The 13,149-nt window shown below is 70.5% G+C and carries 15 protein-coding genes and 1 tRNA gene; 10 read left to right on the forward strand and 6 right to left on the reverse strand.

Annotated elements, in window-relative coordinates; genetic code table 11:
* Positions 1–118: 118 nt before the first annotated feature.
* Entirely contained in the window at positions 119–1,465 is a 1,347-nt protein-coding gene (locus ABT158_RS41415; RefSeq protein ID WP_352363230.1) for a glycoside hydrolase family 6 protein, read from the reverse strand.
* A 144-nt stretch (positions 1,466–1,609) separates the two neighbouring features.
* Positions 1,610–2,170: a TetR/AcrR family transcriptional regulator gene (locus tag ABT158_RS41420; protein ID WP_352363232.1), complete on the reverse strand. Its 561-nt coding sequence runs from the start codon at positions 2,168–2,170 to the stop codon at positions 1,610–1,612.
* A 99-nt stretch (positions 2,171–2,269) separates the two neighbouring features.
* Here ABT158_RS41420 and ABT158_RS41425 point away from each other — a divergent pair, with 99 nt between their 5' ends.
* The 6 genes from ABT158_RS41425 to ABT158_RS41450 are packed head-to-tail and all read left to right on the forward strand — an operon-like array spanning position 2,270 to position 6,865.
* Positions 2,270–4,069, forward strand: coding sequence for an MDR family MFS transporter (locus tag ABT158_RS41425; RefSeq protein ID WP_352363234.1), 1,800 nt, complete (start codon positions 2,270–2,272; stop codon positions 4,067–4,069).
* Complete coding sequence (locus ABT158_RS41430; RefSeq protein WP_352363236.1) at positions 4,066–4,491, forward strand: hypothetical protein; 426 nt, start codon at positions 4,066–4,068, stop codon at positions 4,489–4,491. The genes ABT158_RS41425 and ABT158_RS41430 overlap by 4 nt, the downstream gene beginning before the upstream one ends.
* A complete protein-coding gene (locus tag ABT158_RS41435) occupies positions 4,488–4,724 on the forward strand; it encodes an SPW repeat domain-containing protein (RefSeq protein WP_352363238.1) in 237 nt (78 codons plus the stop codon). The genes ABT158_RS41430 and ABT158_RS41435 overlap by 4 nt, the downstream gene beginning before the upstream one ends.
* 13 nt (positions 4,725–4,737) lie before the next feature.
* On the forward strand, positions 4,738–5,223 hold the full coding sequence (locus ABT158_RS41440) for a universal stress protein (RefSeq protein WP_352363240.1): 486 nt from the start codon (positions 4,738–4,740) through the stop codon (positions 5,221–5,223).
* 29 nt (positions 5,224–5,252) lie between these two features.
* Positions 5,253–6,008, forward strand: coding sequence for a M15 family metallopeptidase (locus ABT158_RS41445; RefSeq protein ID WP_352363242.1), 756 nt, complete (start codon positions 5,253–5,255; stop codon positions 6,006–6,008).
* 11 nt (positions 6,009–6,019) lie between these two features.
* A complete protein-coding gene (locus ABT158_RS41450; protein WP_352363244.1) occupies positions 6,020–6,865 on the forward strand; it encodes an NUDIX hydrolase in 846 nt (281 codons plus the stop codon).
* Here ABT158_RS41450 and ABT158_RS41455 read toward each other — a convergent pair.
* Entirely contained in the window at positions 6,848–7,213 is a 366-nt protein-coding gene (locus ABT158_RS41455; RefSeq protein ID WP_352363246.1) for an STAS domain-containing protein, read from the reverse strand. The two genes, ABT158_RS41450 and ABT158_RS41455, sit on opposite strands and share 18 nt — an antisense overlap.
* A gap of 36 nt (positions 7,214–7,249) precedes the next feature.
* Between ABT158_RS41455 and ABT158_RS41460 the strand changes: the two genes are divergently transcribed.
* Positions 7,250–7,336: transfer RNA gene (locus tag ABT158_RS41460), tRNA-Ser, on the forward strand.
* Position 7,337: 1 nt separating this feature from the next.
* On the opposite strand, the gene ABT158_RS41465 is transcribed toward ABT158_RS41460, so the two are convergent.
* Positions 7,338–9,569, reverse strand: coding sequence for a nucleotide-binding protein (locus ABT158_RS41465; protein ID WP_352363247.1), 2,232 nt, complete (start codon positions 9,567–9,569; stop codon positions 7,338–7,340).
* A 114-nt stretch (positions 9,570–9,683) separates the two neighbouring features.
* Here ABT158_RS41465 and ABT158_RS41470 point away from each other — a divergent pair, with 114 nt between their 5' ends.
* The gene (locus ABT158_RS41470) at positions 9,684–10,640 is read left to right on the forward strand and encodes an NAD(P)H-quinone oxidoreductase (protein ID WP_352363249.1); all 957 of its coding nucleotides are present in this window, start codon (positions 9,684–9,686) and stop codon (positions 10,638–10,640) included.
* Positions 10,641–10,645: 5 nt separating this feature from the next.
* On the forward strand, positions 10,646–11,158 hold the full coding sequence (locus ABT158_RS41475) for a bacterial proteasome activator family protein (protein WP_352318235.1): 513 nt from the start codon (positions 10,646–10,648) through the stop codon (positions 11,156–11,158).
* On the opposite strand, the gene ABT158_RS41480 is transcribed toward ABT158_RS41475, so the two are convergent.
* Positions 11,149–11,928, reverse strand: a complete 780-nt coding sequence (locus ABT158_RS41480) for an HAD family hydrolase (protein ID WP_352363251.1) — start codon at positions 11,926–11,928, stop codon at positions 11,149–11,151. The genes ABT158_RS41475 and ABT158_RS41480 overlap by 10 nt on opposite strands.
* Before the next feature lie 250 nt (positions 11,929–12,178).
* On the opposite strand from ABT158_RS41480, the gene ABT158_RS41485 reads away from it, so the two are divergent.
* Positions 12,179–12,382 (forward strand): cold-shock protein, encoded by a 204-nt coding sequence (locus tag ABT158_RS41485; RefSeq protein ID WP_043619750.1) that lies wholly within the window; start codon positions 12,179–12,181, stop codon positions 12,380–12,382.
* 329 nt (positions 12,383–12,711) lie between these two features.
* On the opposite strand, the gene ABT158_RS41490 is transcribed toward ABT158_RS41485, so the two are convergent.
* Entirely contained in the window at positions 12,712–13,140 is a 429-nt protein-coding gene (locus tag ABT158_RS41490; protein ID WP_352363253.1) for a hypothetical protein, read from the reverse strand.
* Positions 13,141–13,149 lie beyond the last annotated feature (9 nt).

The raw sequence follows: 13,149 nt of genomic DNA on the forward strand, positions 1-13,149 counted from the left end.
ACGGCTCTCCGCTTATTTCCCGGGCTTGTTCCCCAGGCTTGTTCTCCAGGCTTGTTTCCCGGGCTTGTTCCCCAGGCTTGTTTCCCGGGCGCCCCCGTGCGGGGGCGCCCGGGAGGTGTCAGGACGCGGTGCAGGTGAGGGCGGGCGGGGTGCTGGTCGCGGCGTCGCCGTTGGCGAGGAAGCCGAACGTGGTCGTCGCGCCGCCGGCCAGGGCACCGTTCCAGCTCAGGTTCGTCACGGTGGCGTTGCCGGACAGGGTGCCGTTCCAGAGCTGGCTGATCGTCTGGCCGCCGGGGAACGTCCACTGGACCTTCCAGCCGGTGGTCGGCGCCGAGCCGGTGTTCTTCACGGTGACCTCGCCCTGGAAGCCGCCCTGCCACTGGCTGGTCACCTTGTAGGCGGCCGAGCAGCCGGCCGGGCCGGTGGTCGGGGTGACGGTGGGCGTGACCGTCGGGGTCACGGTCGGGGTCACCGTGGGCGTCACGGTCGGGCTCGCGGTGGGTGAGGGCGCGGCCATGGCCAGGTCGTAGGCCCGCTGCGGCACGAACTGCCCGGCCCCCGCGATGCAGCCGTCGGCCTCGCCCGGCGGCTTGACCCACAGGTAGGCGTCGATCGCCGCGTCACCCGTGTTCGTGGTGCTCCAGATGCCCGTGGCCCGGCCGGCGGGGTCGCACCACTCGCTGCCCGCCGGGCCGTTGCCGTTGCGGCTGGTGTCGATGACCGCCTTCAACCTGGACACGCCCGTCGCCGCGATGACGCTCTTGGCGTACGACACCAGTCCCGGCGTCGCGCGGTAGTTGGAGGTGTTGAGCGCGATGCCGTCGGCGCTGCCCCCGACGTCGGCGCCGTTGAGCCTGGACGCGGCCTCCGACGGCGACAGCCAGGCGTCATGGCCGATGTCGAAGTACACCTTGACCTGCGACGACGTCGCCTTGAACTTCTTGCCGGCGTACGCCATGGACGCCTTCACCTCGGCCTGCTGCGCGGCGTTCATGCAGTTCGTCATGATGGCCAGCGCGTCCGGTTCGAGGACGACGGTCGCCGCCCGCCCGCCCAGACCGGCCGCGATCTGGTCGATCCACGCCCGGTAGGACGCGTGGTCGGGCGCGCCGCCCGCGCTCGCGCCGCCGCAGTCGCGGTTGGGCATGTCGTACACGACGACGATCGGGATCTTGCCCGCCGCGGCGGCGGCGCCCACGTAGGAGTCCACCTGGCCGCGCACGGTCGTGGGGTTGTAGCTGGCGAACCACCGGCCCTGGGGGACGGCGGCGATCCGGTCCCTGATGACCGGCGTACGGCTGTCGCCCGGGTTGGCGGCGACCCATTTGGCGGCGTTCGTCTGGGGATCGACGTAGAAAGCGGAGTCGGCGGCCTGGGCGGTGGACGAGGCGAGGACGACCGCCCCCGCCGCGGCCACGGCGGTGGCGGCGACGAGCGCCGCGAGCACGGGCCTTCTGCGAGACATGAGGTTACTCCGTCCGTAGAGTGGGAGTGGGAGCGCTCCCACGGCTCTCTCCGGATCGTAAGGAGCCCGCCCGGCCGCAGAAAGACGTCCGACCGTTGCGGACCGGCTTTCCCCAGGCCACGGCCGGTCAGGGCGATGAAAGTTTCACTCCGCCAGGCACGCCTCGAACACCGCGGTCAACCGGTCGACGTCGGCCGCCGTGGGCTGCTCCGGGCCCAGCCGGCGGCGCATCGCGCCGATGCCCAGGAAGACCGCCGTCGCCATCCTGGCCCGCGCCTGGACGTCGGGCCCGTCGAGCTGCGCGGCCAGCGGATCGAGGATGGACGTGTGCAGGCGCTCGCGCACGACGTCCTGGATCTCCGGATGGGCGGCCGAACGTTCGAGGGTGCGCAGCACCGGGCTCTCGGGGTCGTGGTGCATGCGCTCGGCCGCGTATTCGGCCAGGCGCCGCGGCAGGCTCCCGTGATCGCCGGCCAGCAGGGCGACGAACGTGGGCTCGCCTTCGAGCACCGCGCCGAAGAGCCCGGCTTTGGAGCCGAAATAGCGGCCGACCAGGGCGATGTTGGCCTCCGCGGCCGCGGCGATCATGCGGACGGTGACCTGCTCGTATCCGTGCTCGCCGAACAGCACGCGGGCCGCGTCAAGGATGCGCTGCCGGGTGGCCTCGCGTCCGCGGGGCCGGGCGTCCGTCGTCGGGGCGTCCATGTTCCGAACTCTACTCAGGAATAAAGTCACTTGCCGCGCGGCTAGTAAACATGCGTATACTCAACATTGGATAATTGCGTACGAAGGGGATGTGGTGTCTTGGTAGCCCAGGCACAGGCCGCGCCCCCCGCCCGAAGGCAGTACACCCACCGCGAGATCCTCGAAGTCATGTCCGGGCTCATGCTCGCCATGCTGACGTCGATGATCTCCACTTCCGTGGTGGGCACCGCGTTGCCGACGATCGTGGGGGAACTCGGCGGTCAGGACCAGTACTCATGGGTGGCCAGCGCCACCATGCTGACGATGACGGTCTCGACACCGTTGTGGGGCAAGCTGTCCGACCTGTTCGGACGGAAACTGCTCTTCCAGACCGCTCTCGGTCTGTTCGTGGCGGCTTCACTGGTGGCCGGTCTGTCGCAGAACATGGGACAGCTGATCGCGGCACGTGCCGTACAGGGCCTGGGCGTGGGTGGTTTGTCGGCGCTTGCGCAGGTGATCCTGGGAGACATCGTCTCGCCGCGCGAGCGCGGCCGGTACTCCGGTTACATGGGGGCCGTCTTCGGGATCTCCACCGTCGCCGGGCCGCTGCTCGGCGGGTTCATCGTGGACACCGACTGGCTCGGCTGGCGCTGGTGCTTCTACGTCGTGGTGCCGTTCGCGATCGTCGCGTTCGCGGTGGTGCAGAAGGTGCTGCGGCTGCCCAAGGTCAAGCGGAACACCTCGATCGACATCTGGGGCGCGACCACCATCACGGCCAGCGCGGCCTCGCTGATGCTGCTGCTGACGCTGGGCGGCAACGAGTTCGAGTGGAACTCGTTCTGGACCTACTTCCTGGCCGCGTTCGCCGTGCTCATGCTGGCCCTGGCGGTGCTGGCCGAGCGTACGGCCCGCAACCCGATCCTGCCCCCGCGGCTGTTCAGGAACCGCACGTTCGTGCTCACCAGCGCGGCCTCGCTGTTCGTCGGCATGGCCATGTTCGGCGCGATGATCTACCTGCCGCAGTACCTGCAGATCGTCAAGGGCCTGAGCCCGACGAACTCGGGTCTGATGACGCTGCCCATGGTCGTGGCGCTGTTCCTGGCTGGCGTGATCTCCGGCAAGATCGTCACGAACACCGGCAAGTGGAAGATCTTCCCGGTCGCGGGTCTGGTGATCGTGGCCGTCGGCCTGTTCCTGCTCTCCCGGCTGCACGTCGACTCCAGCGAATGGCTCATCGGCTTCGACGTGGGCGTCCTGGGCATCGGCCTCGGCCTGTCCATGCAGATGCTCATCCTGGCCGCCCAGAACGGCTCCGAGCTGCGTGACATGGCCTCGACCACGGCCGGCGTCTCGTTCTTCCGCTCGCTCGGCGGCGCGATGGGCGTCGCGGGCTTCGGCGCGATCCTGACCAACCGGCAGGCGAGCGAGTTCGCCGACCTCGTGGCCCAGGCCCGCCTTCACCTGCCCAGCACCGGGCAGAAGCTGGGCAGCCCGGCCGCCATCCAGCACCTGCCCGAGCCGATCAAGGGCATCATCCTGGAGTCCTTCACCCGGGCCCTGGAGACGGTGTTCATGGTCGGCGTGCCGATCGCCCTGCTCGGGTTCGTCGCGGCGCTGTTCTTGAAGGAGCTGCCGCTGCGCGGCACCACGATGCCGGCCGGCCCCAAGCCCCTCGGCAAGGACGACCTCGTCCTGGCCGGGCTGCTCCTGGAGCTCATCGCCCAGCGCGTCGAGCGGTCGAACGGCCAGCCGTCCGCGCTGCTGTCCGCGGTCGCCAGGATGGCGCCGCCCGACGGCCGCCCCGAGCGCGAACGCGCCTGGACGGTCGCACAGAACGTGCTCCGGCCCACCTCGCGCGCCCTCATCGCGCAGGCCACGCCGGCGCAGCAAGACCTCGTATCCGGAGGAGTCTCACAATGATTCGCAAGTTCGTGGGCGCCGTAGCGGCGGCCCTGGCGGTCATGGCCGGTCTGTGGCTGATGATCGCCCCCTTCGCCCTCGGCACGCAGCCCGAGAACGCCGACTGGACCGACCCCACCACGACCGAGTTCTTCTCGGGCCTGGGCGTGACCGTCTTCGGTCTCGTGGGCGTCGTCGGCTTCGTCCTGGCCATCTACGAAGAGCTCGTGATCCGCGGGCTGGTGACCGTCAAACAGCGCGTGCAGCCGGAGCCGGAGCCCGAGCCCGTGCCCGCCGCGCCGCAGGCGTCCTCGGCCGAGCTGGCGAGCCTGCTCGCCCCGCTCGTGGAGGCGCTGCGCGAGGACATGCACAACCCGAGCCGCGGCGGTGAGCACCGTCAGAACGGCAAGACCACCCTGGTGGGTCTGGAGGAGTCCCGATGAAGGCCAAGCTGGGCATTTCCGCCCTCGTCCTGCTGTTCCTGACCGGGCTGTGGCTGGTCGCCGCGCCGTTCGCGGTCGGCTACCAGCCCCGGGGCGCCGTGTACACGGACGCGACCGTCAACGACCTGTGGGTCGGCGGCGGGCTCGCCGCGGTCTCGTTCGTCGCCCTGGTGGTCTACGCCGCCGACTCACTGCGCGAGCTGGCCCGCCGTGGCAAGCACGCGGACGCCTGACGCGAGTCGTGCCGTGTTCGGCGGTAACAAAGACCCCGGCTGGGAGCCACTGGAAGGCCGGCTCCCGGCCGGGCAGTTCGAGATCGGCAAGGACGGCGCCGGGCTGCTGGTCGTCGGCTTCGACGGGTCGGACCCCAGCCGCAACGCGCTCGCGTACGCGGCCGGCCTGGCCCGGCGGGACGCCGCCGCGCTGCTCGTCGTCTTCGTGGAGCCGATCAACAGCACCACGTTGTGGTTCTTCGCCGGCTCCCCGGTCATCCCGGACAGCGCGGCCGACCTCACCGACGACCTCCGGGACGAGCTGAGGGGCGCGGGCGTCCCCTGGCAGTTCGTCAGCGTCCGCGGGGACACGGCCCGCGAGCTGGAGGCGCTCGCCGGCTCCTACCGGGCCGACGCCATCGTGGTCGGCAGGTCGCGCTCCTCCTGGCACGCCCTGGGCGGCTCGGTGGCCGTCGGCCTGGCGAAACGGGCTCGCCGTACCGTGCTGATAGTCCCCTGACCTGGCATGACGTCGCATATGGTGGCCAGATGAAACGTACCGCCGCCATCGTGTTCGTGGTGCTCACGTCCGTTTCGTGCGCAGGGCAGGAGCCCGTCGCCTCGTCCGGCGCCACGCCCACGCCCTCCGCGCCCGCGTCCGGGACGACGTCGCCCACGACCTCGCCCACGACGTCGCCCACGACGTCGCCCACGAGCGAGCCGAGCCCGACGGCTCCGCCGCCGTTCACCTCGAAGGTCACGAAGGTGTCGCGCGAGCGGCTGCCGTACTCGTGGCGGCCCGGTTGCCCGGTGTCCTACCAGGACCTGCGGCTGGTCACCATGTCGTTCTGGGGCTTCGACGACAAGCCGCACACCGGCGAGCTGGTCGTCCGCAAGACGGTCACCGACGACATCGAGACCGTCTTCCGCAAGCTGTACGACTGGCGCTGGCCCATCCGGCAGATGAAGCTCGTCGACGTCTACAAAGGCGACGACTTCGCCTCCATCGAGGCCGACAACACCTCGGCATTCAACTGCCGTCGCGCGACCGGCTCCAGCAATTGGTCGAACCACGCGTACGGCCAAGCGATTGACATCAATCCACGCGAGAACCCATATGTCACTGCAAGCGGTGGCACAGCGCACCAAAATGCCAAGAGGTACACCGAGCGCCCAATGAAGGGTAAAGGTGTGGTAAACCCTGGAGACAAGGTCGTAAGGGCCTTCGCCGACGTCGGATGGGAGTGGGGCGGCTACTGGACGGGCGCCAAGGACCTGCAGCATTTCAGTAAGGGCGGAGGCTGAGACAATCCCTCATGGCGGCTAAGGACGGCGACGGCTGGGCCGAATGCGGGCTCGGACACAGACATTGGGGCATCCACGGAGCGTCGGGCCTGCTGCTCGTCCACCATGACCCGCTCGGCGTGCCCCACGTGCTCATGCAGGAACGCTCCTTGTGGAGCCACCACGGCGGCACCTGGGGGCTGCTCGGCGGCGCCCGCGACAGCCACGAGGACGCCGTCACCAGCGCGCTGCGCGAGGCCCACGAGGAGGCCGCCCTCGGCGGCGACGGGTTCCGCGTCCAGGGCGTCTACCTCGACGACCACGGCGGCTGGACCTTCGAGACGGTGATCGCCGAGTCCGCCGAACTGGTGCCGGCCAGGCCCGCCAACAGCGAGAGCACCGACCTGCGCTGGCTGCCGCTGCCCGAGGTGGCCGGCCGCAAGCTGCATCCCGGCTTCGCCGCGACCTGGGACCGCGTCCAGGCCGCCATCCGTCCCGAGACGATCGTGCTCGACGTCGCCAACATCATCGGCGCGCGGGCCGAGCACGGCTGGTGGAACGACCGGCTGGGCGCGGCCACCCGCCTGCTCACCGACGTGGCGGAGCTCAGGCTGTTCCACCCGGTGTTGTCGCAGTGGTTCCCGCGGGTGGTCGCGGTGGTGGAGGGCGCGGCCAGGAGCACCCCCGAGATCCCCGGGCTGCAGGTCGTCGCGGCCACGGGCAGCGGCGACGACGCGATCGTCGACGTCGTGGCCCGCGCCAAGCCGTGGGAGCGGGTGCTCGTCGTCACGGCCGACCGCGGGCTCCGGGAACGGGTCGCCGAACTGGGCGCCGAGACCGAGGGCCCCCGCTGGCTCCTGTCACAACTGAGCCACTGAACGGGCGGCCTTCTCAACAGGGAGCACCTCGTCGAAGACGGCCGTCAACCCGGTCACGTCGAGCACCCGTCGCAGCACGCCGTGCACGCCGAACAGGCGTAACGAGCCGCCGCGCCCGGCGACCGCGCGCTGGTGCTCCACCAGCGCCCACAGGCCGCTGGAGTCGCAGAAGTCGAGGTGGTGGGCGTCGATCGCGAGGTGCACGAGCCCTTCGGCGATCAGCTCGGCCAGCCGCTGCCTCAGCAGGGGCGCCGTGACCTTGTCGAGGTCTCCGGCCAGGCGCACCGTCGTGTCGCCAGGACCGCGCTCCACCTCGACGCCGAGATCCGCCACCTCCTGAACGTACACCCCTGCCACCACAGCCGCTATCGTGGTGTCCGCACAGGAGGGTTCGCATAGTGGACGAGTGCAGCCGCCTTGAAAGCGGCCAGGTCAGCGATGGCCTCGTGGGTTCGAATCCCACACCCTCCGCTCACTCGCGCACACCCGCGAACCCGTCGCCCACGCTGGCGGCGAGCTGCAGGTAGGCCTCCCTGGTCGCCTCCTGCAGCCGGTCGAGGTCGATCTCCGCGCCCTCCTCCAGGTGCGGGTCGTACGGCACCCTGATCACCGCGCGGCACCTGGCCGCGAAATGGGCCTCCAGCTTTCTGATGTCCACCGCCGACTTCGACCGCGGCCGGACGCTGCACAGCACCACGGTCGCGTTCTTCACCAGGTCGGCGTAGTGGTGGGCCTCCAGCCAGTCGAGGGTGGCCGAGGCGGCCCTGGCGCCGTCCACGGAAGGGCTGCTGACCAGCACGATCTGGTCGGCGAGCCCGAGCACGCCGCCCATGGCGGAGTGGAGCAGGCCGGTGCCGCAGTCGGTGATGCAGATGGAGTAGAAGTTCTCCAGCACCTGGGAGACGGCCTGGTAGTCGGCGCCGCTGAACGCCTCCGACACCGACGGGTCGCGGTCGGAGGCCAGCACCTCCAGCCGCGAGGGCGCCTGCGAGGTGAACGCCCTGATGTCGACGTACCGCTTGACCTGGTCGCGCTCGTTGAGCAGGTCGCGCACGGTGGCGGAGGTCTCCAGCACCAGCTTGTCGGACAGCGTGCCCCGGTCGGGGTTGGCGTCCACGGCGATGACGCGGTCGCCGCGCATCTGCGCGAGCGTCGCGCCGAGCCCGACCGTGGTCGTGGTCTTGCCCACGCCGCCCTTCAGGCTCAGCACGGCCACCCGGTGGTGGCCGGTGGTCACGGGGGTGCGCGCCCTGGTCACCAGCTCGCGGCGGCGGCGCACCTCCGGCGCCTCGCCCGGCTTGATCCAGCCGCCGGACGCCTTGTAGACCAGACGCCGCCAGCCCTTCGAGGGCGCGTTGCGCCTGCCGCGCAGCAACGACTCCGGGTCGAGGCTGTCGGCGGTCGGCCTGCCGGTGAGCGGCGGGCGCTGCGGCGCGGTGAACACGGGGATGGGCGCCGGACGCCGCCGGCGCTCGTGCGGCGGCGGGATCTCCCGCTCGGCCGGCCGCCACTCCTGGCGGTCGCTCCACTGCGGGCGCTCGTCCCGAGCGGCGTCCTGGGGGGCGGGCGCCTCGCCGTGCGCGAGGTCGGGCCGCTGCGGGCGGCCCTCGCGGAAGGAGGTGTCGGACCACTGCGGCCGCTCGTCCCAGCGGGGCCGCTCGTCGGCCGGCGCCTCCTCGACCGCCTCCCTGCGTACGGCCTCCCTGTGGACGGGCTCCTCCCCGCGGACCGGCTCCTCTCCGCGGACCGGCGCCTCTCCGCGGACCGGCTCCTCTCCGCGGACGGGCCCTTCTCGGCGGACGGGCTCCTCTGCGCGGACGGGCTCCTCGAACCCGCGCGGCGGCTCGACGGGGGCGAGCTCGGCGGCCTCGACCGGCGCGGGCCCGTCGAACGCCCCGGCCGGCTCGGTACGGGCGGGCTCGTCGAACGCCCTGGACGGCCCGGTGCGGGACGGCAGGTCGAACGCGCTGGGCGGCTCGGTGCGGGACGGCAGGTGGAACGCCTCGGGCAGCTCGGTGATCAGCGGCTGGGTCTCGTTCGACTGCTCGGCGGGCCGCGACCAGTCGCCGAGCGACGGCCAGCCCGGCTCCTCGCGCTCGCGCGCCTGCTCCTCGCCCTGCTGCGGGACCTGCTGCCGCTCCTGCTGCCGCTCCTGGTCCCGGACCGGCTCCTCGCCCTGCTCCTGGCTCGGCTTCCCGCCCTGCTGCCGGCCCTGTTCCCGGCCCTGCCCGGTGTCCTTCTCCCCGCTCCCCGCCCGCTCGGGCGGCGTGAACGTCAAGGAGTAGCTGTCGGTGTCGTCAGGACGCGGCAACGGCTTGAGCGGCGCCAGGAAAGGGTCCTCCGACCGGCCGAGGCTCACCGGCGGCGCGGCCGGCTCGCCCGCCGCGCCCTCCTGCCCCCGGCCGCTCTCCTGCGTGGCGGCCCTGTCCAGCCACTCCCCTGCCTCGCTCTCGGCCTCGGGCAGATCCTCGGCCGCCGCGTGGCCGTAAACGGAGTCGACGGCGGCCCGGAACAGCGGCGGCGTCGGCGTGTCGTGCGGCGTGGGCACGAGCAGCCACGGGTCCTTGGGGTACGGCGAAGCGACCGGCTCGTCCGCCGACGCGGACGAGGCTCCGACGGAGACGGGCGTCTCCTCCGTCTCCTTGATCGCGTCCAGCCAGGCCAGCTGTTCCTCGAGAGATTCTTCTCGATCGTGTCTTGCCACCGTGTTCCCCCTCGGGTGGGTCTAAAGGGGCAGCAAATACTTTGCAGGTTAACGCCACGCGTTCCCGCGCAGCCCGGCAACCCACAACTTCTTTGCCCGGCTACCGTGGATCGCATGCGAGCCATTGAGATCACCGAGCCGGGTGGACCAGAGGTCCTGGAATGGCGTGAGGTGCCCGATCCGGCCGTCGGACGCGGCGACGTGCTCATCGACGTGGTGGCCTCGGCCGTGAACCGCGCCGACGTCCACCAGCGGATGGGCTTCTACGACCCGCCGCCCGGCGCGCCCGCGTACCCGGGGCTTGAGGTGTCGGGCGTGGTGGCCGCGGTGGGGGCGGACGTCGAGCAGTTCAAGGCCGGCGACGAGGTGTGCGCGCTGCTGGCCGGCGGCGGTTACGCCGAGCGCGTGGCGGTGCCCTGGCAGCAGGTCATGCCGGCGCCGCAGGGCGTGCCGCTGGCGGAGGCGGCGGGGCTGCCCGAGGTGGCGTGCACGGTGTGGTCGAACGTGTTCATGGTCGGCCGGCTGCGGCGCGGCGAGACCCTGCTGGTGCACGGCGGGGCCAGCGGCATCGGCACGTTCGCGGTGCAGCTCGCCAAGGCGCTCGGTTCGCGGGTGGCGGCCACGGTCGGCTCCGCGGCGAAGGCCGAGCAGGTCAGGAAGCTGGGCGCGGACGAGGTCGTCAACTACCGCGAGGAGGACTTCGCCGACCGGGTGGAGGCCGACGTCATCCTCGACATCATGGGCGCCAAGTACCTGGCGGCCAACGTACGGGCGCTGCGCACCGGCGGCCGGCTGGTGATCATCGGCCTCCAGGGCGGCAGAAGGGCCGAGCTCGACCTGGGCGCGCTGCTGACCAAGCGGGCCTCCGTCCACGGCACCACGTTGCGCGCCCGTCCGGTGGACGAGAAGGGCGTCATCGTCCGGAGCGTCGTGGACAACGTCTGGCCGCTGGTGGAGGCGGGTGCCGTACGTCCCGTGGTCTACGCGAGCGTGCCCATGGCGGAGGCAGCCGATGCACACCGAATGTTGGATTCGGGAGAGCACGTCGGCAAGATCCTGCTAGTACGGTGAGTGTTATGAATGCTGAGGACAACAACACCCCTCACATCGTGGTGGTGGGCCCCGACTTCCAAGGTCAGGGCGATAGCGGTGATGAGGAGCGCTCGGTCACCAACCTGGTCGAGCAGCCCGCCAAGGTGATGCGCATCGGCAGCATGATCAGGCAGCTCCTGGAGGAGGTGCGCGCCGCCCCCCTCGACGAGGCCAGCCGCAAGCGCTTGAAGGAGATCCACGAGTCCTCCATCAAGGAGCTTGAGGACGGTTTGGCGCCGGAGCTGGTCGACGAGCTGGAACGGCTGTCGCTCCCCTTCACCGACGACAACGGCACGCCCCCCAGCGAGGCCGAGCTGCGCATCGCGCACGCCCAGCTCGTGGGCTGGTTGGAGGGTTTGTTCCACGGTATCCAGACCACCCTGTTCGCCCAGCAGATGGCGGCCAGGGCCCAGTTGGAGCAGATGCGCAGGGCGCTGCCCGGCGTGCCGGGTGACGAGGGCCATCGGCCGCCGAGCGGGTCGGGCCCCTACCTGTAGAGCCGCTCCAGCACCAGAGCGACGCCGTCCTCGTCGTTGGACGCGGTCACGTGATCGACCGCCGCCAGCACGTCGGGGTGGGCGTTCGCGACGGCGTACGACGTACCTGCCCAGCTCAGCATGGGCAGGTCGTTCGGCATGTCGCCGAAGGCGACCACCTCGGCCGGCTTGATCTCGTGCCGCCCGGCGAGCGCGGCCAGCGCCGTGGCCTTCGTCACGCCCTGGGCGCTCATCTCGACCAGGCCGCCGTGACTGGAGTGGGTCGCGGTCACCAGGTGGCCCACCAGGTCGTGCACGGTCGCGTGCAGCTCGTCGGCGCCCATGTCGGGATGGAGGGCGAGCAACTTGGCGCAGGGCCGCGCGGTCAGCGCCTCTCGGTCAATCCGGACAACTCCGACACCCTTGCGATCCAGACCACCGAGTCGGAAATCGGACTCATGCGCAAAACCACCTTCATACTCGACCGAAAATACGAGACCGGACACGTTCGCTCGTAGCTGAGCGACGACTTCCCCGAGTACCTGGGCGTCGATGAGGTGAGATTCCACTATCCGTTCGGTATGGAGATCGTAGATCAGTGCGCCGTTGGCGCATACGGCCAGGCCACGGTGCCGTACGGCGCCCGCGACCTCCCGCATCCACCTGGGCGGCCGTCCGGTCACGAAGACGAGCGCGGCCCCGGATTCCTCGACTTTCGCGAAGGCCGCAGCCGTCCGGGGAGACACGGTTCCGTCGGCACGCAGGGCGGTGCCGTCGAGGTCGGTGGCCACTAGGCGCGGCGGTGCAAGGCTCTGCATAACAGGTTCCAGTTTGCCCGGTGATGCCGCCTGACAGAAATCTTCGTAGGGACGGGAACACCAACGCGCCAGAATGGTGTTAGATGTGATGGCGTTGTATTAGCTGATCCCGTAGTGAAAACCAGCATGACTTTGTCTGAGCCACCCCGGGTGCCTGCTGTACGACACACCGGGATCCACGAGGTGTGGGTCCCATAGATTCACATCCTGAGGGAGAGCTTTTATGGCTCAGGGAACCGTCAAGTGGTTCAACGCTGAGAAGGGCTTCGGCTTCATCGCCCCGGACGGCGGTGCGCCGGACGTGTTCGTGCACTTCTCCGAGATCGTCGGCAACGGCTACCGCAGCCTTGAAGACGGCCAGCGGGTCGAGTTCGAGATCACGCAGGGACAGAAGGGGCCGCAGGCCTCCCAGGTCCGTGCTATCTGACCTGTAGTTCGTAGTTCGCAAGTAAGGCCGGGGTCCGCATTCCAGCGGACTCCGGCCTTTTTGCTTCTCGCCCTTGAGACCTCCACCGCCTCTCACCAAAGCCTGAGGGCGCCGTGGCGGCTCCGAGAGGCGTCGTGCGGCCCCTCCCATGTCCGGACATGTACTCGCGCGTCAGCGGCCGTCTGAAGCGCCCTGCCGGACTTCTGTCCACAGGTGGATGTCGTCCTGTGGACAACCGGGAGTTTCACAAATCAGTCACGGCCTCGGGCGCGGCCCAACTTCCCTCCGTCTCCCGCCATCCACCCGTATATGAGGTACGCGTGGTTATGTCACCCCGTGACCATCACCGGGGTCATCCTGCTCCTGCTCAACGACCACCTCTTCAAGCCGCTCTGGCCCGGCCTCCTCACCGGCAAGCTCAGTGACCTGGCCGGACTCGTGGTCGCCCCCGCCCTGATGGCCCTGCTCCTCGGACGCCGCGCCGACCTGGCGTCCACCGTCCTGACCGGTCTGCTGTTCACGTTCATGAAGACCACCGAGACGGGCGCCGATCTCGCCTCCCAGGGCTGGAGCCTCGTGGCCGGGCCCTCGCGCGTCCTGGCCGACCCCACGGACCTGATCGCCCTGCCCGCCCTCGCCCTGGCCTGGTGGGTACGGCAGCGCAGCGCCGGCACCGACTCCGCGCGCCGGCGGATCATGGTCACCGTGCCGCTGGCCGTCCTGGCCGTGACCGCCACGGCCCGGGCCCGTCCCGGCATCGGCGGCCC

It is taken from the genome of Nonomuraea sp. NPDC001636, assembly GCF_040298265.1.
In the GTDB taxonomy this organism is placed as follows: Bacteria; Actinomycetota; Actinomycetes; order Streptosporangiales; family Streptosporangiaceae; genus Nonomuraea.